Below are 23,596 nucleotides of genomic sequence, written 5' to 3' on the forward strand. Positions count from 1 at the left end.
AAAAAATCTCTCCTTAGAGTTCGGCCTTCAGCTCGAGCACCAAATCGCGCAATTCTGCCGCACGTTCGAACATGAGATTGCGGGCCGCTTCTTTCATTTCTTCTTCCATTCGTGCAATCACCGTCAAGCGATCTTTCTTCGGCATCTTTTTGAACTCTTCATGCGGCAGGTAATCGGCCTTCTCTTCCGCCACCTTGGTTGCCTCGATGACGTCGCGGACAGCCTTTTTCACCGTCTGCGGGGTGATGCCTCGCTCTTCATTGTAAGCCTGCTGGATGGCGCGTCTGCGCTCCGTCTCCCGGATGGCTGCCTGCATGGAATCGGTCATTTTATCCGCGTACATGATGACGCGGCCTTCAGCGTTGCGCGCTGCGCGGCCGATGGTCTGGATCAGGGAACGCTCGTTGCGCAGGAAGCCTTCCTTGTCGGCATCGAGGATCGCCACCAGCGACACCTCTGGCAGATCCAGACCTTCCCGCAGCAGGTTGATTCCGACCAGAACGTCGAATTCACCCAAGCGCAAAGAACGCAGGATCTGCATCCGTTCAATGGTTTTGATATCCGAGTGAAGGTATCGTACCTTGATACCGATTTCCTTCAAATAATCAGTGAGGTCCTCCGACATCTTCTTCGTCAAGGTCGTGACCAGGACGCGCTCTTCTTTAGCGATCGTAGCCTGAATCTCGCCGATGAGGTCGTCGATCTGTCCCTTGATCGGGCGAACGGAGATGGTCGGATCGACCAATCCGGTCGGACGGATGACTTGCTGCACCACCTCCGGGCAGTGCTCCAGCTCGTAAGGTCCTGGGGTAGCGGAAATGTAGACAGCCTGCTTGAGCTTCGCCTCGAACTCCGCAAACGTGAGCGGTCGGTTGTCCTTGGCAGAAGGCAGACGAAAGCCGTGCTCGACCAAGACGTCTTTGCGCGCGCGGTCGCCGTTGTACATCGCCCGCACCTGCGGCAAGGTCATATGGGACTCATCCATCAAGACGAGGAAATCATCAGGAAAATAATCAATTAACGTGTAGGGGGCGTGCCCTTCCGGCAAACCCGTCAGATGGCGGGAGTAGTTTTCAATCCCGGAGCAAAAGCCCATCTCCAGCATCATTTCCACATCGTATCGCGTGCGCTGCTCCAGCCGCTGTGCTTCAAGCAGCTTCCCTGCTTCGCGCAGCTCCGCCAGACGGGTCTCCAGCTCTGCCTCGATGCTTTGAACAGCCAGCTTCATTTTTTCTTCGCGCGTCACGTAGTGGGAGGCCGGAAAGATCGCAACATGATCGCGCTGACCCAAAATCTCCCCAGTCAGGACATCGATCGACGTGATGCGCTCGATCTCATCGCCAAAAAACTCCACACGAATCGCCTGCTCGCTCTGGGAGGCTGGGAAAATCTCTACGACGTCGCCGCGGACCCGAAACGTACCGCGAGTGAAATTGATGTCATTGCGGTTGTATTGGATGTCGACCAGACGATGCAAAATCTCGTCCCGCCCTTTTTCCATTCCCACGCGCAGCGACAAGAGCAGCTCCCGGTATTCTTCAGGAGAACCCAAGCCGTAGATGCACGATACCGAAGCGACGATGATGACGTCCCGGCGTTCAAACAAAGCGCTGGTCGCCGAGTGACGCAGCTTGTCGATCTCTTCGTTGATACTGGAGTCTTTTTCAATGAACGTATCCGATTGGGGAATGTATGCTTCTGGCTGATAGTAATCGTAGTAGCTGACGAAATATTCTACGGCATTGTTCGGAAAAAACTCTTTGAACTCCGCACACAACTGGGCCGCCAGCGTCTTGTTATGCGCCATGACCAGCGTCGGCTTGTTCACCTGAGCAATCACCTGGGCTGCTGTAAAGGTCTTTCCCGTACCCGTCGCACCCAGGAGGGTCTGGTGCCTCTTGCCCGCCTGAATACCAGCAACCAGCTCCGCTATGGCAGTCGGCTGGTCACCGGACGGCTGATACTCCGATACCAATTCAAAACGCTCCATTCCCTCGTTCAACTCCTCATTCCATAAAAGTCTCTATTTCCATTATAACACAATACGTACAAAAATAAGCCGAAATTCGAACAAATGTTTGTCTTTACCCCTTTCAGCCTTTTACCGATACTGTTAGTGGAAGTACATTCCCGTACGGATGAACCCGCACAGTAAGGGAGGACCAACAGTGTCTGATAACACGACCGTAAGCAACAGTTCGAATATACCCTCTTACCTCAGCTACAAAGGGAAAAAGGAATTTTCCACTGAGCTGGATAACAACGCCTTCATGAAGCTCCTGCTGGAGCAGCTGAAGCATCAGGATCCGATGTCCCCGATGGACAATTCTCAGTTTATTCAGCAGACCAGCATGATGACCATGGTGGAAAAAATGACGAAAATGGCCTCCTTGATGGAACAATCCAACAACAGCATGCTCACGCTGGAAAAATACGAATCCTTGGTCGGCCGCACCGCTACGTACAATCTGACGACCACAGATGAAGTGACCGGCGAGACGTCTACAGAATCCAAAGAAGGCGTCATTTCCGCTGTGTATATGGACAACGGTAAAATTTACTTCCGCCTCGCAGGTGAATCCAATCCGATTCCGCTCACTGATGTGAAGGGCCTGGAATCGCAAGGCATGGCCGGAAATGCCCTGGACAGCAGCTTGAAGTACATGGAAATGATCGGAAACCAGATTTCCTATAAAACAACGACCCAGGTGGACAAGGACGGAAACCCTGCGACCACGGATGACATCACTTCTGTCGATGAAGTCAAAAACGCCGTGATCACCGGCTTTACCATGAAAGACGGCACCGCCCAGTTCCAGCTGGACGATGGCCAGACGGTGAAATTGGACAAAATCGTCGGCATGACAGTCAGTCCGACCAACCAAGCGATGAGCAGCTCGCTGCAATACGCGCAAATGATCGGATACACCGTCACCTATAACGACTCCCAAACGAACACTGACGGCAGCTCCTCTACCAACAGCTTGAGCGGAGTCATTCAAGCCGTCAGCATGAAAAATGGCCTGATCGAATTCGTTTTGGAAGATGGCAAAAAAGTATCCTTGAGCCAAATTACAGGCTACGAAGCAAAAGCGGTTTAGCCCGCAAAAAGAAATCCGCACTCTCCGGACAGGATGAGGGCGGATTTTTTGTTCTACGGATAAGAATTGATAAGATTCTTATCCAGTATCCATGCCTTGGGGTAGCCAAGTTTATCTACTATTCCTTTACCATGACGTTTCCTGTGACAGCATCCATACGCACAGTAAGGTCGACCTTTTCCTCGACTCCGCAGAAGCAGTGTACCTTCGTCTGGCGGAACGATAAATCGTATCCCAGCTTCCAGGTGGTCGCTCCCGTCTGCGGATTCTTCTGGTGAATGTAAGTGAGCTCCAGCGGATAAGCCTTCAGCAATCGATCGACAGCCCCCTGCTCCACTAACGCTTTTGTGCGGGCTGGAGCGATCAGTTCAACAGGACGCTGGATCGAAATTTCCTCGATTTTTCCCGTGGAAGAATCCACGCGGATCGTGTACATGCCTTGTTCCGCTGTCTGCCCTTCCTGATAAACGGGAATGCCATTGATCATGGGATCAGCCGTATACAACGTCAATGTAGCATCTCCTACATCTTGCACCCGCAATGAAGTGGTTCCGGTCGGCAGCAGGCGCTTCAGCACGGCTTCCGCGGATTTCCAGTCTCGTTGTTTATCTGTCTTCAACCGGCTTATGACACCATCACTCTTGACAAGCCGGAGCAGCTGCCCTGTCATCGCATCTGTTTCCACCAATAGATGCGCGCGTTCGTCCATTTTTACTCCAGCAGGGAATTGACCGAGACTGTATGGTTTATCTTGATCGATCGTCCCTTCGTTGAAATGTCCCCAGATAAAAAAGCGCCGCTCCTGCCCATTGTCGTAGGCCTCCGTGAATGTCGCGAACGGAAGCTTCTGGGGCTCCACTCGCAATAGCTTTCTCACGATGTCCTGTGCCTGCTGCTCTGACTGGGCAATCCACTTCTCTCCTGTGCCATTGACGGAAACGGTCTGGACAGATTGCTTCTCATTCGCAGACAATCGTTTACCGTTAAAGGCATCCAGTGCACTGCCCGTATGTGTTTGCTTGATGACACCGTCTTTTACCACATAGGTCAACTTTGCCTGTACAGGGTCAGTCAGGCTGTAATCGCTCGGGAGTAAATAGATGAGCTCCAGAGGGTGACTCTCTTTATATCGCAAAACAGCTTGTTGGGCTGATATGATTCGCTGGGGGGAAGGAAGCGCAGTCGGCGTGATTTTTTCGTAGAGCCGCCCATCAAACGTGCGAAAAGCAACGACTCTGCCTGTTCCGTCAAACGTAACGAACGCATCGTAGGAATCGTCCAAAGCGACATTGTTCACGGTTCGCACCAGTCTTACTGTCGTTTGCGCTGACTCTCGGGTGACGCTCCGTGCCTGATAAACGCTCCCTGCGGCAGGCAAGCCTGCCACGAAGGCCGATGCCCTCGCCCTTGCTTGCTGATCCGTCAGCGCGATAGGCTTCTGTGCTGCTTTCGGTTCCAGATCCAGCTTCAGCAAATTTCCTGTCGTCGGATCAAAAATGGCTTGATCCCTGGCCGCTTCTTTTTCTGCTGCAGATGGCGCAAAGGTCACGATCACGCCACTCACCCCTGGTCCATCCACGTCCCCTCCGAACACCACGTAGCGATTGGACAGCTCGGGTATCAACCGGACAAGCTGCTGGACCCCTTTGGATACTTGGACGGGTACAGGCACGACTGCAGACGCCTGCATGCCCACTGCGATATTGGCTGCCTTGGCCTGGTGACTTGCAGCAATGGGTGAAGTATATAGACTGACTACGGTTAACGCTCCGGTCAGTACACAAAAGGCAGGTTTACGAATCATTCCCACGGTCGACATTCACTCCCTCTTTTTTCCTCTTAGGTTGAGACGTTCAGCCTTGCATTTTGTTTCTGAATAAACACTATATTCCATCAAAATATTTTTATTGTGGACTTTCTTGTTTTCCATCGTATTTAGAAAAATGCGTTATTTTTTTCGTGGTCAATCAAACTGCGGTGGAGTGGAGGAAAAAGGAGAAAACGCTCCAGCTTCGTAGGAACACCCGCTGGGGGTCATCCCTGTCCAGCTCTATGTAAAAAACGAAACCGCGTCCAAAGCAGCCGTCTCAGGAAGCTCCTCAGAGGTGGACGCTTAAAAACGTGTTTCGTTTTTTCCATTGCGCTTTGGCTGGTGTTCCTAAGAGCTTGCGCTTATTTCTCCTTTTTCCTGACCAGCTTTGGACTTTCCAGTTCCTTATTTTGTGGGCTTTATAAAGAGGTTCTTTGAGAAGACCATAGAAACCACAACAGCTCGCAGGAGAAGCAAGTTTCCAGGCGGAGCGACTCCGGAACCCAACCTAGCAGAACAACGAATTCATGGGATTCAGAAGCGGTACCCTGCATTCGCTGGGAACCGGCTACTACTTTACCGCTTCCCCATGAATCGTTGTGGAGCGGACAGTAACACTTCTTCGCAAGGTGTAGGCCGGAGCGGAGATCGGAAACCTGCTTCTCCCCGCCACCCCTATGTTGAAATCCCCAAATCTTTGCAAAGAAAAAGAGCGACGAATGCGTCCCTCTTCACGCACCTCGTCACTCCCTGTTTTCACGCTCCAATATGCAGCTTTTCCAGCCGTTGCTTGATCAGCTCTACCACACTGGCACGCTTTAAATCGACGTAGACTCTCGTATTCGCATCCGGCACGACAATAATGCCGAGCTGATGGTGATTTCCCGCATAGACCGCGCACTGCACGAATTTCAGCTCCCCATCGTGCGTGAGTACCTCCATTTTGCAAAAGGCGGAGTTGGCCTGCAGCGCCGGGTACAGCTCTTCTTTGCTGCGCACATGGATCCCGTTTACCTTGACGATAATCTCGCCTGGCACGATCCCGATCTCCTCTGCCGGCGTGCCCGGGATGACTCCCATGACCTTGACTCCCCGCGAGGATTGAATAAAGTAAGGACTGCTCTGCCGCTCCTGGATCTGACTCTTGAAAAACAGCGCTTCATGTCCAAAGAGCGCAAACAGGGCTGCGATAATCAAAAGCGGCGGCACCAGAACAGCCAGCACAGTCAAAGCCAGCAGAACGATGGCGTAGCCCGCCAGGTTTCTGGAGATTTGCAAGGACTTTTTCCTTGGCGTCATGGTCTGCGTCATGTCCGAAAAACCCGTAACGGTCGGCAGGAGCATCAGGCCAAATGTCGCCGCTTCCGGCAAAAAGAATGGCCATCCCGGATATAGCGAACCGCTCAGAGCGCCGTTATCCAGCGGAACAAACATCACGAGTGGAGTCAGCCAGAAAGAATGCAGCAGGTAGGCCCCGACGATTCGCCCGCGCTTGCCTTCTACAAACAGCGGCGAAGCGTCTCTTCCGGCGTTCCAGCGAACCAGCATGGCCTCCATCAGATGCATGATTGCCACCAGCGCCAAAAGCGGCAACGGTTTGGCTTGTCCGATCATTTCCCATACGTAGCCGATGCCGGGAACGGCACTTACGCTCGGGAACAGCTGAGCGATTCCATGGAGAATCGTCAGGAGGGCAGACGCATAAGCAAAGCAAAGAAAACGTAAACGGACCAACGCCAGCAAAATCGCCAATCCCCATAATAACCACAAATCCTGCACCTGTACGACGACTCCGATAGCACCCGCGATCAAGGAGACCAGCAGGCCTGCCGTCACTCCCATCCCTGCGGAACGGATCGTCTGGAGCAGCGGTGATTGGATACGCACGGCGAACAGCTGCCTTTCCAGATTCATCTGACGTCTGTAATGCAGATAAATCAAGAAAAGGAAGAGATAAAGAATCGGATTGAGGAAAATCGCCCCAAGTCCGGATGCAATGGAGAGCAAGTCTGTCTGTATCGCCAATTGCCTCACCTCAGAAGGGTAGAAAACTTGGCTTCGCCATACGTTTTGGCGGAGCCTTCGTACTCATTGAGATCACATCTCGCTTTTTTACTTTCATGCAGTTTCCTGAACGTAAAAAAAGAAAAACCACGGCATTCAATCTACCGTGGTTAACCATTTCTACGAAAGTCAGAGAATTCCCTGCCTCCGCGCCATGGATTATTTTGGCTGCTTGCTAACTACTTCAATCGCTTTTTGCAATTGCAGGTCGTTTTCCGGTTTCCGCATCTGTTCGCGCAAGCTGTCTTCCAGCTGGGTGCGAGTCGATGCGTCCACTTTCCCCGTCACCGGCAACTTGTGCGATGTCTGGAATTGTTTGACCACCTGCTCTGTCTTCTCATCGAAGTATCCGTCATCCCGTCCTGGCGACAAGTTCAAGCCCGTCAGAATCAGCTGCAGGTTTTTCACATCGTTCCCTGCCATATCACGCGCCAGATCCTTGTCAGCAGGAAGCTGTGTGGCGTTGAAGTACGCTGGCTGCGAGACTTTGTAGTCAGGCTCGATTCCTTTTTTATGGATCCATTCGCCCTTCGGCGTCAGCCATTTTGCGATCGTCAGCTTCAGCTGGCTCTTGTCCGTCATTTCCATCGTGCTTTGGACAGTTCCTTTTCCGAAGCTCTTCTCGCCGACCAGCTTGTAGTTGCCGCTATCGCGCAGCGCGCCTGCCAAAATCTCCGAAGCGCTGGCACTTCCGCCGTTGATCAAGAGACTGATCGGATACGGCTTGGCAGCATCTGTCGTGGAACGATACTCTTCTTTCTGTTGACCGTGCGCACCGTATTCGATTTGTACGATCAAGCCCTTCTTCGGAACGAGCACTTCCCCGATTTCTTTGACTGCCAGCAAATAGCCGCCCGGGTTGCCGCGCACGTCGATGACCAAACCGCCGATGCCTTGTTTCTCCAGGCTGGCCAGCTGTTCTTTGAAATGCTTGGCTGTATCCGTAGAGAATTGGGTGATGCCAATCACACCGACTTTGACGCCGTTCTTTTCGATCACTTGGCTGTTCACGGTTTCGATCGGGATATCATCACGCACGCAGACAATGTTCAGCGGTTCCGCAACACCCGCGCGCACGACTTTCAATACGGCCTTTGTACCTTTCGGGCCGCGGATTTTGGTCACGGCTTCATGCAAGTCGAGCCCTTCCAGCGATTCCCCGTTCACACTGATAATTTGGTCGTTCGGGCGCAGTCCTGCACGCTCGGCCGGGGAATCCTTGAACGGTGATACGACCGTTACCCGTCCGTTTTGCAGCGTCACCTCTGTACCGATTCCTTGGAACGTCGAGTGCAAGGTAGATGTGAATTCTTCAGCTGATTTCGGGTCCATGTAGTCACTGTATGGATCCTCCAGGGAACCCACCATGCCTCCAATAGCCCCTTCTACCAATTGATCCGTGGTGACACTTTGGATGTAGTCTTTCTTGATTGCTGAAAAAGCCTCGTACAGCTTCTTGAACTCCTGTGGATACTCAGAGCTGTTTCCGAGCAGGGTGCTGCTGGATGCAGTGAGTACACCATTTTGATTCGCGTTGGCATTTGCCGATGTTTTCATCATGGACATGGTCAAAAAGCTGCTGGCCACCATCGAGACGAGTACAAGCGCAAATACGTTGCGTCCTTTCCAATTCACTTCGCGTCACCATCCTTTGTGCTACCGGCAAAAAGATATGCTGCTAGTGTATGCCATTTTTGCTGGCAATATTTGTCTGACCGGGCAACCTTACTTCAGATAAGGCATCGGATTGACAGCAACATCGTTCTTGTAGACGGTAAAGTGCACGTGATTACCGGTAGAACGACCAGTAGAGCCAACCTCGGCAATCTTTTGCCCTCTCTGTACTGATTGTCCCACAGAAACCTTGATTCCGCCCTCCCTAATATGTCCATAGAGAGTGGTAATTTCTGAGTTATGCTTGATCATTACCGTGTTCCCGAAGCCATTGGAATAGCCTGCAAAAATAACTACCCCTGCTGCTGCTGCCATAATCGTGGTACCTTTTGGCGCTGCCAGGTCTACACCATTATGCCCAGCTGAACGACCGGTAAACGGGTCACTCCGCACTCCGAAGCCCGAGGAGAAGCGAAAACTTCCGTCCGCTACCGGCAGACCCAGCTTACCGCCTTTATACCCACTGGAGCTCGTACTCATTGCGCGGACGCGCTCTGCGTATTTAGCCGATTCCTGTTTGGTCAAAGCGAGCAGCTGCTGTCCGTACTGCTCCAGATCTTCTTCCAGCGCGTCTTCTTTTTTCTTCAGCTCTGCTTTCACGACCAAGCTTTGTTTGTACTGCTTGTCCAATTCAGCCTTGAGGCTTTCCGCTTGGTCAAACATGTCGACGTACACCGTCAGCTGATGGTCGATTTCTTTCTTTTTCGTTTCGATCGTTTGTTTATCGCGTATGTTGTCTTCCAGAATACGCGTATCTTGCTCCAGAATCAACTGCAGGCCTTGCATCCGGGTGAGGAAATCCCCGAAATCGGATGAGCCCAGCAATACATCCAGGTAAGAGACGTTTCCGCGCTCATACATGGATTTCACACGCGTCTTCAAAAGAGTTTCCCGTTTGGCGACGCGATCTTTTGCTTCATCGAGCTTGTCCTGCGCCTGCGCCGCTTTCTCTTTGGTATCTTCCATTTGCGTTTCGAGCTTGTCCAGCTTTTTCTGCGTCTCGTTTCGACGCAAATCGATCTGCATCAGCTCAGTCTGCAGGTCCTTCTGTTCTTTCTGCACCGCACTGATCTTGGCCTCGACCTGTTTGACCTGCTGCTGTTGACTCTTTTTCTTGGCTTGAATCTCTTTCAGTTCCCGATTGATTTTATCTAAAGATGCCTTGCTCGCTGCCCAGCTCACATTCGTCGGGATTGCAGTTCCGGCCACCAGACCGGTTATCAAGAGTGCCAATATGATCTTCTTCCTCATGATACTCCTCCCACATTCTCCTGAATTAAACCCGCAAGAATCGGCGGACAGACACCAAGCTTCCCCAGATGCCGATGAACGCGCCAATCGCAAGCAGAGCAAGTGCCACTTGATAAACCAGAGGGAACAGCGGCAACAGTTTGAACAGTTGGGACGCTTCAAAGCTCGATTGAATCCCGTCCAACAAGTAATAGTAGCCGACGGTCAGCATCGCCGTAGGGATCAATGCCCCGAGAATCCCCATTAATAGCCCTTCCACAAAAAATGGCCAGCGGATAAACCAGTTCGTCGCCCCAACCAGCTTCATGATCTCAATCTCGCGGCGTCGGGCCACAATGGTCAGCTTGATCGTATTGGCGATCAAGAACATCGCGGTAAAGCCCAGTCCGATGATGAAGGCAATCCCGACATTGCGGATCGCTCCCGTCCAGGCGAACAGCTTTTCGACGGTTCCTTCCCCGTAGTTGAGGCTCTTGACGTACTCTAATTTCTTGATCTGTGCAGCTACCACAGACGTATCCTTAGGATCTTTGGTCTTTACGACAAAGGTGTCCGGCAGAGGATTGTCCTTTTCCAGCCCTTCAAACAAATAGGCCTTTTCACCGAGGCTTTCCTTAAACTGCTTGAGACCCTCGTCCTTGGGTATAAACGTGACGGTGTCCACTTTCTGGATCGTCTTGATGTTCTGCTCTACTTGGGCGACATTTTCCTTGGTAGCGAGCACGTCGAGGAATACGCGAATCTCGACCTGTTTTTCTACCGACTGTGCGAAGTAGTTGACGTTCATCGCCAAGATCAAAAATACACCTAGAATGAAAAGAGTAATGGTAACGGCACTGATTGAAGCGAACGACATCCAGCCGTTCCGCCCGAGGTTTTTTACCCCTTCACGGACGTGGCGCCCAAGCGTTCTAATCTTCATAACCGTATTCCCCTCTCTGCTCGTCACGGGCGATTTGCCCCGCTTCAATCGCAATGACCCGCTTTCTCATGGTGTTAACAATTTCACGATTGTGGGTAGCCATCACTACAGTGGTTCCACGCTGATTGATTTCTTCAAACAGCTTCATGATCTCCCAGGATGTCTCCGGGTCGAGATTTCCTGTCGGTTCGTCCGCGATGATAATGCCCGGACTGTTGACAAGCGCACGCGCCAGAGCGACACGCTGCTGCTCACCGCCCGAGAGCTCATTTGGCAGCATTTTTGCCTTGTGCTTCAGCTTCACCAGCCCCAGAACATCCATCACACGAGGCTTGATTTGTTTGGGATTGCTCTCGATTACTTCCATGGCAAATGCCACATTTTCGAATACTGTGAGCGTCGGCAACAGTTTGAAATCTTGGAATACAACGCCAATGCTGCGTCGCACCAAAGGAATTTGCCGTTCCTTAATCCGGCTGACGTTGAAGCCGCCCAGAAAAATCTGTCCTTTGGAAGGCTTCTCTTCCCGATACATCAGCTTAATGAATGTGGATTTCCCCGCACCGCTGGGACCCACGACATACACAAATTCACCTTTTTCAATCCGAATGTTTACACCCTTCAAGGCATTCGTGCCGTTCGGGTACGTTTTCCATACGTCAAACATCTCGATCAAGCCAATCACATCCTACATAGTCAGATCCATCTATATCTCTTGATCCTCTGATTTAAATCGACAAAAAGCCCCTGCCCCTTTTCCCCGCCTTTTGTACGAATCACGGTTATCGACAAAAATAGCGAGAATTCCCATCCTACCTATTATACCACCCTGTTTCGCTGATGGAATCCACTAAATCTCTCATTTCTTGTCGAAACAGCTTCACTTTCGCTTTTATCCGACATGTTTTTGTGCGATGCAGCCGCCAGCACATCGGCGACTGGCTTACATTCTTGCGGTTGGCTACAATAGAAAGGAATGACCGATGGAAAGGGGCATGAACGGTGAATAACTTTGTTTACCATAATCCTACGGAACTAATTTTCGGGAAAGGACAGCTTTCCCAGCTGCAAGACAAAGCAAAACAACTTGGTTCTACAGTCCTGATGGTGTACGGTGGCGGAAGTATCAAGCGTTCAGGCCTGTACGACAAAGTCACTTCCCTGCTGCAAGGTGCGGGGTGCCGAGTTCTCGAGCTTGCGGGCGTAGAGCCCAACCCTCGTCTCAGCACCGTTCAAAAAGGGATCGATATTTGCAGACAAGAAGGCGTGAACTGGATTTTGGCAGTCGGCGGCGGCAGCGTCATCGATGCAGCCAAAGCGGTAGCCGTCGGAGTGCCTTATGAGGGCGACGTCTGGGATTTTTATTCACGAAAAGCCGCAGCGGCTAAGGCTCTTCCTCTTGGGACTGTCCTGACCTTGGCAGCTACCGGATCGGAAATGAACCGCGGCAGCGTGATCACCAACTGGGAGACGAAGGAAAAGCATGGCGGGTCCACGACCTTCCCTACCTTCTCCATTCTCGATCCGGAGAACACGTTCAGCGTTCCGCGCGATCAGACGATTTACGGAATCAGCGATATCATGTCGCACGTATTCGAACAGTACTTCAGCCATACGCCGGAAATTCCGCTGCAAACCCGTTTTGCGGAGTCCATCATGAAAACCGTGATTGAAAACGCCGAGCGTGTCCTCGCCAATCCGGAAGACTACGATGCGCGCGCGAATATCCTCTATTGCGGTACGATGGCTCTGAACGGCACTCTTCCTGTCGGTGTAGAAACCGACTGGGCGACCCACTCGATCGAGCATGCCGTAAGCGCCGTGTACGATATCCCGCACGGTGGAGGTCTGGCGATCATTTTCCCGAAATGGATGCGCTATGTGTACCATGAAAATGTCGCTCGCTTTACCCGCTTTGCCGTCGAGGTATGGAATGTCGATCCAGCCGGCAAAACCGACGAAGAAGTGGCTCTGGAAGGAATCGCAGCAACCGAAGCCTTCTTTGCCAAAATCGGTGCCCCTACTCGCCTGGCCGACTACCAAATCAATGACGAGCATCTGCAAGTCATGGCAGAAAAAGCGACGCCATTCGGACCGATCGGCAACTTCAAAAAGCTGACGAGCGAAGATGTGGCAGAAATCCTGCGCATGTCCCTGTAAGGGCTGACACTCCAAATAGAAAAAAGCCGACTCCTCAAAAGGAATTCGGCTTTTTTGTCGTCTATTAGTACGGTCCCCAATTGATTGCGACACCGATCATGATAAAGATGATGGAGAGGACCGTCCAGATCGCTGTCAGCGGAAGCATGAACTTCAGCCACTTGCCATAGGAGATTCCACTGATGGCAAGGATACTCATCAATACTCCGGAAGTCGGGTTGATGCAGTTGACCACACCTTCCCCCAGCATCAATGCTTCTACCGCTACCTGGCGCGTGATGTTCATGAGATCGGACAGCGGTGCCAGAAGCGGCATCAGCATGACGGCTTCACCTGAGCCGGACGAGATCAGGAAGTGCAAAGCCGCGCTTCCCAGGAACATCCCCACAGCTCCTGCCATCGGCGAGAGCGGCTCCAGGAGTGTCGCCAGTCCGTACACGATGGTATCCAGAAACTTGCCGTCTTCCAGAATGACTGTGATCGAGCGGGCCATCCCCACGATCAACGCTCCGTAAACGAGGCTCTGACACCCCTTCAGGAATGTCTTGGCGATATCGTTTCCGCTCATTTTGTTGATGAGACCGACACCGATGGCAATGAAGATAAAGATCCCCGCCATTTCGTTGACATCCCATTTGAACAGGATGGTGCAGGCGATAAACGCAATCAGCACAATGCCGGTGAAAGCCAATGTCAGCTTGTGACGAGTGGTAAAGAGAATGCTGCCATCCAATTCTGCCGCGGATGAACCGCTGTCGGACGGAAACGGAACGTCTCCCAGAATCCCTTGGGCAGGATTTTTCCGAAGCTTGCGTGCGTAACGGATGATGTACAAAATGGTCACGAGCACAAAGGACAGGTAAATGATCGTGCGATACCCGATCCCGGAAAACAGCGGAAGCTCTGCAATCTGCTGGGACAAGCCGAGTGTACCCGGAAAGGCAATCGAGGTATTGAAGCCTGCGTAAACACCGATATAGATCAAAGCCACCCCAAAGATGGCATCCAATTTCATCGCTCTTGCAATCATGATTCCCAAAGGAACAAAGGCAATCACCGAGTTGACGATGACACCGAGCGTACCCAGAACGGAAAACACCGCGGTGACCAAGATAATCAGCAGCCACTCTTTATTGCCCAGCTTTCGCACCAAGGTCAGGATCGCCGCATTCAGTGCCCCTGTCTTGTCCAAGACAGACAGAGCGCCGCCCGTGAACAGCACCAAAAAGATAATCGGCGCTCCCTTTACCATCCCAGTCTGAATGGCGGTAAAAAAGTCAATGAATCCAGTCGGGTTAGACTCAACAGCATGATAGCTTCCAGGTACGACGACAGTGACACTGCCATTTTTCACGCGATCGAATTCGCCTGTCGGGACGATATAGGTAGCGATGGCACAAACCAGCAGAATACAAAATAATAGGACGTAAGCATCTAAGCGAGCAAAGCTCTTCTTCAAGAAATTCTTGTTGCCTTCCATTAACGTTCCCCCTGCTTGTTAAAATCTTCTCTATGAATGGGCTGCTTCTACGATAGCGGCTGTCAGGATTTTCGCACCATACACCAGCGCTTCTGTATCGAAGGACATTTGAGGATGGTGCAAGACCGGTTTGAGTCCACAGCCGAGTCCGATCATCGTCGAGGCTACCGACGGCTGGTGCAGCGAATAGAAGTGGAAGTCCTCTCCCCCCGGTGTGACGCAAACATCAGAGACGTTCTCGGAGCCCAGGACATGAGCGATGGCTTTTTGGGCAGTGGCGATCATGTCAGCGTTTGCAGTCGCTGCCGGAGCGATTCCTCTCCAGCTCCATTCGATGCCCACGCCCATTAATTCGGCTGTTTGCTTCATCGCGTGCTCCGTTTTTTTCCGCAGCTCATCCATCCCCTGGTTCGTTTGCGCTCGCAAGTCCAGCGTGAATGTCCCGCGATCCGGTATGACATTGGAGGTATCCCCTCCCGCCTGCAGCTGAGTCATTTTCACCGAATACGGACAGCTCGCTTCCAGGCGAATATTTTGCAGCGCCTGAACCAAAAACGATGCTGCTTCAATCACATTGCGTCCGAAAGCGGGCCTCGCTCCATGAGCCTGCAGACCGGTAATCGTTCCAGTCAAAGAGGTAGACGAGCCGTGCAAGATCGCCGGAGCGGCTTTGCCATAGGGCACTTCGTTTTCCGGTCGCAAATGGACTCCCAGCAGCTTCGTGACATTTTCCAAAGCTCCGTCCTTCATCATCTGAAGCGCGCCACCCAGCTTTTCTTCTGCGGGCTGAAAGAGAAACCGGATCGTTTTCTGCGGCTTTTCCACACACTGCGCGATCGCAAGCGCACTGTAGCATGCAAGCGTCGAATGCGCATCATGACCGCACGAGTGATTGGGCTTTACCACGCCGTCCACTTCTTGGACGAGAGCATCCATGTCCGCTCGGAGCGCCACTACTTCGTCCGTTTCCCCAGTGATTTCCGCGATAAATCCGTGGTGACCGTCAAAACGTTTCACCGGTATCCCCGCATCGAGAAGCTTGCTGCGGAGATATGCCGCCGTTTTTTCCTCCTGCCAGCTCGGCTCCGCCAGAGCATGAAGCTCTTGATAAGTTTGCAGGATGTTCTCACGTTGTTCATCCAAGTACGCCAAAGGCTTGTGCAGATCCTTCACCCTTTTTGACATCCCCCTTCTCTGTTGTACTCATCTTACTTAAGCAAGATTAATGCCAAAAGATTATTCCTTATTTTCAGTATTCACAAACAAAAACTGATATTTTTAGGATATAATTTAGGTGATTTTTAAATCAAATACCCCAAAAACCCGTCCATTAAATGGCTATTTCCACTCATTGAGGAGTTGACCGGATGACGAAGGCGAAACCACGTGTTTTATTAATCAACAAGATGGAGACAGTATCCCATCTCTTTGTAAATAATCTCAAGCTATTCTTTGGCGAACGAATCGAGATGGATGCTCATTTTGGCTTGAATCCGATCGAGCAGAATCGAATCGATCGAGCCGACCTCATTCTCTCGGCCGACATCAAGCTGCTGCAAGGCCAGCCCATGCCTCCCGACCATATCCCGGTCCTGGTGGCGAGACGCACCATTGACCTGAACAATCTGGATCGTCTGATGGACCTGAAGCCCGGGACGCGCTGTCTCTTTGTATCCAACACGTTCGAAATGGTCGAGGGTGCGATCGAGCTGCTGAGGCATCTCGGCTTCTCCCACCTCACCTTCATTCCTTATGTGCCAGACACGGATATTCCCCTTCCGGAAAAAGAAGAGGTAGACTACGCCGTTTGCCACGGATTGCCGGAGCTCGTCCCTGCGCATTTTGACCGGATCATCGAGCTGGGGCATCGGCCGCTGGATTTGACGACGATCTTTGATATTGCTCGCTTGCTTGATTTGTCTCCAGAAAAGGCAAACCTCTACACCGCGGAATTCATCAGTGATTTTGTGCGCATGGGGCGGAAGCTGACGGACTCCGCGAACAACGAGCGGCAGCTGAACGAAAAGCTCGAGTCGATCTTGAATGCCGTACATGAGGGAATTATCGCGACGGATGCCTTCGGGAACATCACCTTGATCAATGAAGAAGCGGAAAAGATTTTGAAGCTGCCGTCCGTCGAGATTATCGGCAGGCGCGTTCAAGACGTTTTGCCCGAATTTCAAGTGAATGTTGTGTTAGACTCTCATTCCGAAGCTGCGAACCAGCTTACCCCCTTTCGAAATCTTTACCTGCTAGTCACGCAAATCCCCATGATGCTGGACGGGCAAGTATTGGGCTTGGTCATCACCTTTCAGGATGTAACCAAGGTGCAGCAGCTCGAACAAGAAATCCGTAAAAAGAGCACGCAATTGGGACTCATGACCAAATACTCGTTTGATCACATCATTGGCTGCAGTCAGTCTACACAGGTCAACAAGCAGGTCGCGATGAAGCTGGCCGAAAGTGATTTTACCATCCTCATCACCGGAGAAAACGGCACGGGGAAAGAAGTGTTTGCCCAAGCGATCCACCAGCATTCCATTCGCAGGGACGGCCCTTTTGTTCCTGTCAACTTTGCGGGGCTCACAGAGAGCTTGGTGGAAAGCGAATTGTTCGGATACGAAGAAGGATCGTTTACAGGGGCGAGAAAAGGAGGAAAGATGGGGCTGTTTGAACTCGCCCACAACGGGACCATTTTTCTGGACGAGATCGGGGATGCGCCACTCAGCATTCAGGCTGCTCTGCTCCGTGTCCTTCAGGAGCGGCAGGTGATGAGAGTGGGCGGGCATCGGGTCATTCCTGTCAATGTGCGGGTGATCGCGGCCACAAATCGAAATCTGGTCGAGATGATTCGAAAAGGTGCGTTTCGCGAGGATTTGTACTACCGTCTGAATGTATTGCCGCTGCAAATACCTCCATTGCGGGACAGAGGCGAGGATATCATGGTGTTGATCGATCACTTCCTGCAAAAAAAGAACAAGGTCCTCACGTTTGTACCGGAAGTAACGGATCTTCTCCTGAAATACAGCTGGCCCGGCAACATCCGTGAGCTGGAAAACTTCATTCACTACGCAGTCGTCATTGCGGACGGCAATCGCGTGGAGCTGCGTCATTTGCCGGAACCGATTCTTCAGGCTGCTGCCACAGAACCCTTGTCCTCGGAGCAGGGGGAGATCGAAGAGACGATTGGTTTCTTAGCCCGCCACGGCTCTTTGCACGAATACGAATCGATCCTGCAGATCCTCTATTCCTGCAGCAAACGCCAGGAACGCATTGGCCGCCAAGCGTTGAACGCCTTGCTGCCTGTTCCCATGACAGACGCTCAAATCCGCCAAAAGCTTCTTAATCTCAGTCGCACGGGCTGCCTAGAGGTGGGGGTCAAAAAGCAAGGCACAAGGCTCACTACCTATGGATTCAGGCTTCTAGAAAGTTTGAAGACCCGGGTATAGGCAGTTGATCGTCACGGCAGACAAACGAAAAAGCGGACAGGTGCAATACCCATCCGCTTTTTTCTATTCCTATGCGCGTTGCACCGGAGAACCGATGTCAATCAGCGATTCAATCATGACCTTTTGGCTGTTTTTGTCCACCCATGCCTGAGTATCGACCAGCTTCTTGCGGTACCACTCGATCTGTACCTCTACCTGATTGCGCGCTGTGCCGCCCAATACGTTGCGAGCGTTGACGACTGTCTCGATCGCGAGTGCTTCGTACACATCCTCGCCGATCACACCCGAAAAGCCTTGGAACTCCTCCAGCGACAGATCCAGCAAATACTTTTGCTGCTCGATGCAGTACAGCACTGCTCTGCCAACGACTTCATGGGCTTGACGGAACGGCATATCCTTGCGAACGAGGTAATCAGCCAGGTCAGTCGCATTCGAGAAGTCATTGGTCACTGCTTGGCGCATGCGATCGGTTTTGACCTGCATGGTCTGAATCATCGGGGTCAGGAGGGCAAGCGCGCCATGAATGGTCGCGACGGTATCAAACATGCCTTCCTTGTCTTCCTGCATGTCTTTGTTGTACGCCAGCGGCAAACCTTTGAGCACCGTCAAGAGGCCAAACAGATTGCCGTACACACGACCTGTTTTCCCGCGAACCAGCTCGGCTACGTCCGGATTTTTCTTTTGCGGCATGATGCTGGAGCCCGTGCAGAATGCATCGTCCAGCTCCACAAAGGAAAACTCCTGGCTGCTCCAGATGACGAGCTCTTCGCACAAACGAGAGAGATGCGTCATCAGGAGGGAAGCGTCCGCTAAAAACTCGACGATGAAATCGCGATCGCTGACAGCGTCCATGCTGTTTTGATAGACCCCGTCAAACTGCAGCAATTCCGCTACAAACATGCGATCAATCGGGAACGTAGTCCCTGCCAGCGCACCGGCGCCCAGCGGCAGAACATTCACTCGGTTCCAGGTCTCTGTCATGCGCTCGATATCACGCTGCAGCATGGATACGTACGCCATCAGGTGGTAGCCGAACAAGACCGGCTGCGCGCGCTGCAGATGGGTATAACCCGGCATGACCGTATCCAGATGCTGACCGGCCTGCTCGATCATCGCTTCCTGCAGGTACATCGCCAATTGGATGATTTCCATCAGCTTTTCTCTGAGGTACAGGTGCATATCGGTTGCGACCTGATCGTTTCTGCTGCGGCCGGTGTGGAGCTTGCCCCCCACCGGACCGATTTCTTCAATCAGCATCTTTTCAATATTCATGTGAACATCTTCATGAGCAACGAGGAACTCAGCCTGCCCACGTTCGATCTTTTCTTTCACCTTTTTCAGACCAGCAATGATTTGTCGTACTTCCTCCATCGGCAGGATACCGCACTTCCCCAGCATCGCTACGTGAGCTAGGCTACCGACGATGTCCTGACGCCACATCTTCTGGTCGAAAGAGATAGAAGCAGTATACTCTTCTACGAGCTGATTCGTCGGCTTCGTGAAGCGTCCTCCCCAGAGTTTCATTGCTTGATCGCATCCTTTTCATCCAAGATCTTGATGTCTGTGTTCATGTTTTCATGCAAGACACCTTCGTTTACTTGTGCATATACCTTGGTTGGCAGGCCCCACAGCTTGATGAAGCCGAGCGCTGCTTTGTGGTCGAATTGGTCGCCTGCATTGTAGGTAGCCAGCTCATGGCTGTACAGCGAGGAAGCGGATTTGCGGCCCACTACGATCGCATGACCTTTGTGCAGTTTCACACGAACAACACCTGTTACGTGTTTTTGCGTTTCTTCGATGAACGCCTGAACCGCATTGCGGATTGGCGAATACCAGAGACCTTCGTAGATCACTTGCGCCAGTTTTTGTTCCACGATTGGTTTGAATGCTGCTACTTCACGAGGCTGTGTCAGGAATTCCAGCTCACGGTGAGCCAAAATCAGAGTCGTTGCAGCAGGCGTTTCGTATACTTCGCGGGATTTGATACCAACCAAACGGTTTTCTACGTGGTCGATACGGCCTACGCCGTGGTTGCCCGCGATTTTGTTCAGCTTCAGGATCAGCTCGGACAGCGGCAGCTCTTCGCCGTTCAATGCAGTCGGCTTACCCTGTACGAAGGTGATTTCGATTTCTTCCGGCTGGTCAGGCGCATCCGCGATGGATTTTGTCAGATCATACGCCCCCTCTGGAGGAGCTGCCCATGGATCTTCCAGTACGCCGCACTCGCAGCTTCTGCCCCACAGGTTTTGGTCAATGCTGTAAGGATTGTCCAGATCGATTGGGATTGGAATGTTGTTCTTTTTCGCATACTCGATCTCTTCGTCACGAGTCCATCCCCATTCACGTACAGGAGCCACAATCTTGATGTCCGGGTTCAGAGCTGTGAAGGATACATCAAAGCGAACCTGGTCGTTTCCTTTTCCGGTGCAGCCGTGAGCTACCGCAACTGCGCCTTCTTTTTCTGCGATCTCTACCAGCACGCGGGAGATCAGGTAGCGAGACAGAGCCGACACCAGTGGATATTTTCCTTCATACATCGCATTTGCTTTCAAAGCAGGCAGTACGAATTCTTCCGCAAATGCTTCTTTCGCGTCTACCACGATAGATTTCAGCGCACCGACTTGCAGCGCTTTTTTCTGTACGAAATCCAGGTCTTTTCCTTCCCCTACATCCAGTGCCACTGCAATTACGTCGAAGTTGTATGTGTCTTGGAGCCATTTAATTGCTACGGATGTATCTAAGCCGCCCGAGTAGGCCAACACAATTTTATCTTTTGCCATCGTTCTCTCTCCCTGTTCCGAAGATTTATTCATGTGAGTAATTATACAAACGAACTAATAAAAATACAACTACTTTTCTCATTTGTCCTCGACTTTTTCCCCGAGCAAATTAAGGAAGGGAGATAAACAGAACAGCCGGACTTATGAGATAACTCGTCCGGCTGTTCCATCATTCTTATTCATGCTTTGCATATGCTACGCGAGGCACAAACTCCGCGCCCTTATGCTTTCGGATCCAATCCAGCTCCGCCAGCGCGAGCCGTTCAAAATTCTCAGCGATATGGATATCCCCTTCCGCTCTCCACGAAGCGATGATCGGGTACATCCGGCTGTAGAATCCGTTGATATACCACATATCAAATAATAGATCTGGATGTATAAGACCGTTTTTATGCAGGACACCCACCATTTCAAAAAATCCATACAGCGTCGTAAAGTGAGTAAATTCTGTGCTGCTCCGCGGGTACTTCGCCCAAAAAATCGCCGGCTCTATCTCTTCTTGTTGACCGAGGATTTCGTGAAACCAGGCTTTTGCAGCTCTCAAACGCTCTGACTCATATTGCTCATAGATTTTCAAAATCATGTCAGCATCTTGATACGTTGGGATCATTATTTTATTCACCTCATGAATAAATTCCATTCCCTACCAGTATGTCCCGTATCCGTTTTGGATGCAAGCAAACAGAGCTCCCCAAATCAAAAAACAGTTACAGGAGTCACCGTTAGTGGATCGCCTCCTGCAACTGTTTTTGGGTTTGCGTTTCTTGGCTAATAATGCTCTCTAATTCTTCGCAAGGCAATGCCTGGATGATTTCGATGAAGTGTTCTGCCAGTTCCTTATCAAACTGCGTACCGGATCCACGCCGGATTTCATTCAGAGCTTCCTCCACTGGCAGCCCTTTTCGATAAGGACGATCCGCTACCATCGCATCAAACGAATCCGAAATCGCCAAGATCTTTGCCATCAACGGGATTTCATCTCCGACCAGTCCATCCGGATAGCCTTTGCCGTCTATGCGCTCATGATGAGAGCGAATGGCTGGCAGCAACTCATTAAACATCCCAGCCTGCAGAATAATCTCGTAACCAATCACCGTGTGTTGCTTGATTTTGTCGTATTCTTCCGGTGTCAGTCTGCCCTTTTTGTTCAGAATCTCATCTTCAATGCCGATCTTGCCAATGTCGTGCAGGATTCCGCCTACGTATATTTCTTCGACTCTCTCTGGCGGCAGGCCTATCTTCCTGGCAATCTCACGGCCCCAGTGGGCTACCCGCTGAGAGTGGCCGCTCGTATAGCGGTCTCGCGCGTCGATGGAAGCCGCCATCGTTGTCAAAAACCGGTGGTTGAACGATTTTACCTCTTCCACCTTTTGATGGAGCTTGTTGAGGCTGTCGTAGTATTGGTGAAATACAAAGCTCATAGTGGTAAAAGCCGCCATCATCGGAATAACAGTTGATATACCGTAAATCTCTACAAGACGAGATCCGATACCTGCCATCACCATCAACAATAAATATGTAAGAGTCGTCCCCTTTGCCATATTCTTTACAGTTGAATACCAGCTCGTCTGGAAAAAGTAGGAAATACCTAAAGCACAAAGCACGATATTAATAAACCAGTAAGCACCAGCAATAACGAGATCGGTAAACATAGGGGATAAAGAAAAGTACTCCAAAGCGTTCTTCAAGTAATCTACTGCCCAAATGGTAATGACTAGTTGACCTATATTTGCTAATGCCTTTATTGGATTGAATCGCATTAAAAAAGCTAATGTTAATGTTTCGACAACCGCTGACCATACTCCTACCCAAGCCCCAAAAAGCAATATTCCTGAAAATATAACTGCATTATTCAAAGTTAATATCGTATTTAAGGTTCTGATTGGAGCAAAGGTAGAAAAAATGGTTAATAAAGTGTAAGCGAATAGGATCCCCCAGTGCTCGCGGGGTTCCCATTCAGGTAATAATGATGCAAATATTAGAAGAGCCGCAATTGGAAATCCAATTGGAACGATTAACGTTTTTATTTTTGAACGTACCTCAACTTTTAGTCGCATAGCTTTTTCCTTCTCGGAGTTGTAATAGCGAGATTGGTTTATTCATAAAGCGCTGCACCAACAAGAATGCACCCAACATAATAAATATATCCCCTATACTAATTACTCTCGGGATAATAGAAGGCATGTAAATTACATCTGTTAAAAAAGGCAGATTGGTAGTTTCATTTAATACACTGTGCTTAAAGTTAGTTCCATTAATCACTGGAGTCAAATCATAGGGAAGCTTTTTGGCTTGTTCTAAATCAATCGGCATCTTGCCTTGGTTGGACCAAATAGCAATGGCGTTTAAAAACCATCCCACCATGAAAATTCGAATATCTTCATAATGCCGATTGAATATGAGAAAAAGCAATATAAATAAGTATGCAATTGAAATTAATATCCCACCTGCAGGGGGATAAAGTGCGGAGCAAATTTGCAATGCGATGCTTACAAAGAGAAAAGTGAGTCGTCTGAATTTAGGAAATTCTTTTATTCTACCGCCCCTAATAAGCGCGACAATAAACGACAAACAAATTACATCCAGTAGCATATAACAATCCTCCAGTTATTGAAGAAAAAACACCACTCTTAATACAAGCGGTGTTTTGTTTCATTCAATATTACCCAATGTTGTAGTTTGCAGAAGTAGCCGCTACGATTGCTACCACCATCAAAATTGCCGCGAACCATTTTTTCATATCTATTTCCCCCCTTCAAGCATCGTGGAGAAAGCTGGCTTCGCTACTGGTCATAACCCAGGGGCCAAGCGACCACGTACAGCCCCTGCGCATCTTTCCTTTTCTACAAGAAAAGGGCGGATTCGCTACTGGCTCCATACGGACCAAGCGACCAAATACAGTCCG

The 23,596-nt window shown here is 50.8% G+C and carries 17 protein-coding genes; 3 read left to right on the top strand and 14 right to left on the bottom strand.

Features of this window, described 5'->3' with window-relative positions; genetic code table 11:
* Positions 1–13: 13 nt before the first annotated feature.
* Positions 14–1,990 carry an excinuclease ABC subunit UvrB gene (gene uvrB, locus JNE38_RS28140; protein WP_203354328.1) on the bottom strand — a complete coding sequence of 659 codons (1,977 nt, stop codon included), beginning with the start codon at positions 1,988–1,990 and terminating at the stop codon, positions 14–16.
* A 178-nt stretch (positions 1,991–2,168) separates the two neighbouring features.
* Here uvrB and JNE38_RS28145 point away from each other — a divergent pair, with 178 nt between their 5' ends.
* On the top strand, positions 2,169–3,101 hold the full coding sequence (locus JNE38_RS28145) for a flagellar hook assembly protein FlgD (RefSeq protein WP_238933491.1): 933 nt from the start codon (positions 2,169–2,171) through the stop codon (positions 3,099–3,101).
* Positions 3,102–3,219: 118 nt separating this feature from the next.
* On the opposite strand, the gene JNE38_RS28150 is transcribed toward JNE38_RS28145, so the two are convergent.
* The 6 genes from JNE38_RS28150 to ftsE all read right to left on the bottom strand — a co-directional run bounded on the left by JNE38_RS28150 (position 3,220) and on the right by ftsE (position 11,498).
* Complete coding sequence (locus JNE38_RS28150; RefSeq protein WP_203354330.1) at positions 3,220–4,920, bottom strand: hypothetical protein; 1,701 nt, start codon at positions 4,918–4,920, stop codon at positions 3,220–3,222.
* 747 nt (positions 4,921–5,667) lie between these two features.
* Positions 5,668–6,936: a PDZ domain-containing protein gene (locus JNE38_RS28155; RefSeq protein WP_203354331.1), complete on the bottom strand. Its 1,269-nt coding sequence runs from the start codon at positions 6,934–6,936 to the stop codon at positions 5,668–5,670.
* A gap of 198 nt (positions 6,937–7,134) precedes the next feature.
* Positions 7,135–8,610, bottom strand: a complete 1,476-nt coding sequence (locus JNE38_RS28160) for a S41 family peptidase (RefSeq protein ID WP_203354332.1) — start codon at positions 8,608–8,610, stop codon at positions 7,135–7,137.
* Between the two features lie 90 nt (positions 8,611–8,700).
* Positions 8,701–9,900: a murein hydrolase activator EnvC family protein gene (locus JNE38_RS28165; protein ID WP_203354333.1), complete on the bottom strand. Its 1,200-nt coding sequence runs from the start codon at positions 9,898–9,900 to the stop codon at positions 8,701–8,703.
* Positions 9,901–9,925: 25 nt separating this feature from the next.
* On the bottom strand, positions 9,926–10,822 hold the full coding sequence (gene ftsX / locus JNE38_RS28170) for a permease-like cell division protein FtsX (protein ID WP_203354334.1): 897 nt from the start codon (positions 10,820–10,822) through the stop codon (positions 9,926–9,928).
* Positions 10,812–11,498: a cell division ATP-binding protein FtsE gene (gene ftsE, locus JNE38_RS28175; protein WP_092275583.1), complete on the bottom strand. Its 687-nt coding sequence runs from the start codon at positions 11,496–11,498 to the stop codon at positions 10,812–10,814. The genes ftsX and ftsE overlap by 11 nt, the downstream gene beginning before the upstream one ends.
* A gap of 326 nt (positions 11,499–11,824) precedes the next feature.
* Between ftsE and JNE38_RS28180 the strand changes: the two genes are divergently transcribed.
* Entirely contained in the window at positions 11,825–12,982 is a 1,158-nt protein-coding gene (locus JNE38_RS28180) for an iron-containing alcohol dehydrogenase (protein ID WP_203354335.1), read from the top strand.
* Between the two features lie 64 nt (positions 12,983–13,046).
* On the opposite strand, the gene JNE38_RS28185 is transcribed toward JNE38_RS28180, so the two are convergent.
* The gene (locus tag JNE38_RS28185; protein ID WP_203354336.1) at positions 13,047–14,462 is read right to left on the bottom strand and encodes a YfcC family protein; all 1,416 of its coding nucleotides are present in this window, start codon (positions 14,460–14,462) and stop codon (positions 13,047–13,049) included.
* A gap of 30 nt (positions 14,463–14,492) precedes the next feature.
* On the bottom strand, positions 14,493–15,626 hold the full coding sequence (locus JNE38_RS28190) for a M20 peptidase aminoacylase family protein (RefSeq protein WP_428993745.1): 1,134 nt from the start codon (positions 15,624–15,626) through the stop codon (positions 14,493–14,495).
* A 203-nt stretch (positions 15,627–15,829) separates the two neighbouring features.
* On the opposite strand from JNE38_RS28190, the gene JNE38_RS28195 reads away from it, so the two are divergent.
* The gene (locus JNE38_RS28195) at positions 15,830–17,911 is read left to right on the top strand and encodes a sigma-54 interaction domain-containing protein (RefSeq protein ID WP_203354338.1); all 2,082 of its coding nucleotides are present in this window, start codon (positions 15,830–15,832) and stop codon (positions 17,909–17,911) included.
* A 69-nt stretch (positions 17,912–17,980) separates the two neighbouring features.
* Here the strand turns inward: JNE38_RS28195 and argH are convergent, their stop codons facing one another.
* The 5 genes from argH to JNE38_RS28220 form a co-directional block, all read right to left on the bottom strand.
* Complete coding sequence (gene argH / locus JNE38_RS28200) at positions 17,981–19,435, bottom strand: argininosuccinate lyase (protein WP_203354339.1); 1,455 nt, start codon at positions 19,433–19,435, stop codon at positions 17,981–17,983.
* Positions 19,432–20,691 carry an argininosuccinate synthase gene (locus JNE38_RS28205; RefSeq protein WP_203354340.1) on the bottom strand — a complete coding sequence of 420 codons (1,260 nt, stop codon included), beginning with the start codon at positions 20,689–20,691 and terminating at the stop codon, positions 19,432–19,434. Before JNE38_RS28205 ends, argH begins: the two co-directional genes overlap by 4 nt.
* Before the next feature lie 175 nt (positions 20,692–20,866).
* Entirely contained in the window at positions 20,867–21,301 is a 435-nt protein-coding gene (locus JNE38_RS28210) for a DUF4760 domain-containing protein (protein ID WP_203354341.1), read from the bottom strand.
* Positions 21,302–21,413: 112 nt separating this feature from the next.
* Positions 21,414–22,748: an HD-GYP domain-containing protein gene (locus JNE38_RS28215; RefSeq protein WP_203354342.1), complete on the bottom strand. Its 1,335-nt coding sequence runs from the start codon at positions 22,746–22,748 to the stop codon at positions 21,414–21,416.
* Positions 22,732–23,283 (bottom strand): DUF5317 domain-containing protein, encoded by a 552-nt coding sequence (locus JNE38_RS28220; protein WP_203354343.1) that lies wholly within the window; start codon positions 23,281–23,283, stop codon positions 22,732–22,734. Before JNE38_RS28220 ends, JNE38_RS28215 begins: the two co-directional genes overlap by 17 nt.
* Between the last annotated feature and the right edge of the window lie 313 nt (positions 23,284–23,596).

The sequence above is a fragment of the Brevibacillus choshinensis genome, assembly GCF_016811915.1.
Lineage (GTDB): Bacteria > Bacillota > Bacilli > Brevibacillales > Brevibacillaceae > Brevibacillus > Brevibacillus choshinensis_A.